The organism is Halorubrum sp. AJ67, from assembly GCF_000513435.1.
This window is the reverse complement of sequence record NZ_CBVY010000012.1, coordinates 68,773-70,611: the sequence shown is the minus strand read 5'-3', so window position 1 is coordinate 70,611 and position 1,839 is coordinate 68,773. Positions and strand designations below refer to the sequence as shown.

Here is a 1,839-nt window from a genome sequence, read left to right as displayed (position 1 = left end):
ACCCGCCAGCGACGAGGCGTGGGGGAGGCGTGAGGTGCGGTTGCGGTGCTGTGGCGGGGTGGGAATCGAAGGGGCAGTCGCGAGGCGGGCGCAGGCGAAGTAAGGACCGCAGGAGCGAACGGAGTGAGCGACGAGGACCGCAACGAGCGTGCGGCCGCCTCGCGGCTGGGGCTTCGGCGGTCGTGTCCTCAGCAGCAACTATGTTGTACCGAGCGACTGGGGCTTCGACGCTGCTCGCGACGGTCACGCCGTCAGTTCACGAGCCGCTGGGACGAGGAGATCCGTCCGAGACGCGGGAGGGTTACAGAACGCTTTTATACGAGAGCGTGGCAACGTTCACCCGATGACCGCAGCGGCTCGTCTCGACGCCGGCCTCCTCCGAGACCGACGAGCCCTGCGACCGCGACGAGACGTCCGACCGCCGCGACCGGCTTCCGGCGCGGCGCGACGACGAGGCCCTTCGGGCCACTAACACTTCATCCCTCGTCGCGTTCGCGCCGTTTCGTTCCGTGGAGTCTCGACTGTAGTCTCCGTGAGCGACCGCTCAACTTTTTTCTTACAAATATGAAACCGCTGAATTTAAGGGCATAGGCCGTGTCTCCTCCGGTAATGACGAGCGTTGCACTCGCGTTCAGCGGGGGACTCGACACCACGGTCTGCGTACCGCTACTGAAAGAGGAGTACGGCTACGACGAGGTCATCGGCGTCAACGTCGACGTCGGCCAGCCGACCGAGGAGTTCGACGAGGCCGAGGAGACCGCCGAGGCGCTGGGGCTCGACCTCCACGTCGTCGACGCGAAAGACGAGTTCGCGGACCTCTGTTTCGACGCGGTGAAGTCGAACGCCAGCTATCAGGGCTACCCGCTCGGGACCGCCCTCGCGCGCCCGGTTATCGCCGAGGCGATCCTCGGGGTCGCCGAGGAGCAGGGCTGTGACGCCATCGCCCACGGCTGTACGGGCAAGGGCAACGACCAGCTCCGGTTCGAGGCCGTCTGGCGCGGCTCCGACTTGGAAGTGATCGCTCCCGTGCGCGAACTCGGGCTCACCCGCGAGTGGGAGATCGACTACGCCGCCGAGAAGGACCTGCCCGTCGAGGCCGGCGACGGCGGCGTCTGGTCCATCGACGAGAACATCTGGTCGCGCGCGGTCGAGGGCGGGAAACTGGAGAACCCGGACTACGAGCCGCCGGAGGACATCTACGAGTGGACCGCGGAGCCGGAGGGGGAGACCACCATCGAGGTGACCTTCGAGGAGGGCGTTCCGGTCGCCGTCGACGGCGAGGCGATGGACCCGGTCCCGCTCATCCAGCATCTCAACGAGTACGCCGGCGGCTACGGCGTCGGCCGCACCGACGTGATGGAGGACCGCATGCTCGGCCTGAAGGTGCGCGAGAACTACGAGCACCCGGCCGCGACCGTCCTCCTCACCGCGCATCAGGCGCTCGAAGACCTCGTTCTCACGAAAAACGAGCGCTCGTTCAAGAAGGGGATCGAACAGGAGTGGTCCGAGAAGGCGTATCAAGGGCTCGTGTTCGCACCGGTCGTCGACGCGCTGAACGCCTTCGTCGACGAGACGCAGGACGTGGTGACCGGCACGGCGACGGTGAAGGTGTCCGGCGGCGACTGCCGCGTCGTCGCCCGCGACTCCGAGTACGCCGTCTACTCCGAGGAGATGGCCTCGTTCAACACCGAGGACGTCGCCGGCATCGCCCAGTCGGACGCGACGGGCGTCGCGAAGTACCACGGGCTTCAGGAGCGCCTCGCCAACGACGTGAAGGCGGGGGTCGAGAAGCCCGAACTCGCGACCGACGGGTCGGGAGCCGCCGCCGAGACCGACGAG

At 67.3% G+C, this 1,839-nt stretch carries 1 protein-coding gene; it reads left to right on the top strand.

The features are described 5' to 3' along the window. Window positions 1-609: 609 nt before the first annotated feature. Window positions 610-1,839: argininosuccinate synthase (locus BN903_RS10665; protein WP_048077713.1), on the top strand; the 1,230-nt coding region annotated here is incomplete at its 3' end.